General features: G+C 54.5%; 1 protein-coding gene. It reads right to left on the reverse strand.

Annotated elements, in window-relative coordinates; all coding sequences use genetic code 11:
* Positions 1 to 448: 448 nt before the first annotated feature.
* A partial coding sequence (locus JNK74_28660) for a hypothetical protein (GenBank protein MBL7650157.1) occupies positions 449 to 767 on the reverse strand: 319 nt, incomplete at its 5' end.

The raw sequence follows: 767 nt of genomic DNA on the forward strand, positions 1-767 counted from the left end.
TGATTTCGCCCTGAAAGGGCAGCGCAGTTCAGCGTGGACACACGAACAGTGCTGGCCTTTCAGGGTCCGCTCGAGTTATCCCGGTGCGTTGCCCAGGGCTGGAAGTTACCCTACCCCATCGGGGTGTGTGAGTCGCATCGCCGTTAAATTGGGGTGAATTTCGAACCCGTGTCTCGGCTACGTAACCTACTCTGTATAAATGAATTACGCCGTGACGCTCGAATAAACTTGCTGAAAAAACAAGATACTGACGGATAGTAGTACGAATGATTAAGAATGCATCGTTTCTTGCGATTGTTTTCGCGCAGTCGCGAGCGTGACCCTCTCCTTCAAGAACTCTTGGCTCCGGATCGGATGCTTGAATAACTCTTATTCGTGTTGATTCGTGTCCATTCGTGGTTAAATCCTTTAATATTTTTTGTGGCGTGTAGTGCGCTGTGCCGTCGGATTACTCCCTGCAGCGCAGGCTGAAACGCTTCATCTGGTAAATCACCCGGCCATCCACCACCAGGAATCCATCCGCGTGCAACAAGCGCTTGCTGTCGTCCACGGACGTTATCACAGCCTCCACCGTCACTTCGCGGTCTTTCGGAATAACCTGGCCGCGGTACACCCACTCGTGTTCCTCGCCGACCGCGATGGTCTCAAAGACCGCATCCGGTCCGAGGTCCCAACGCCGCGCCGCCACTACCTTCAGCAATTGCAGAAAGGACTCCAGCCCCAGCGATCCCGGGCACACCGGGTCCTCGAAGAAATGCGCCCGGAAA

Source organism: Candidatus Hydrogenedentota bacterium, from assembly GCA_016791475.1.
Lineage (GTDB): Bacteria > Hydrogenedentota > Hydrogenedentia > Hydrogenedentales > JAEUWI01 > JAEUWI01.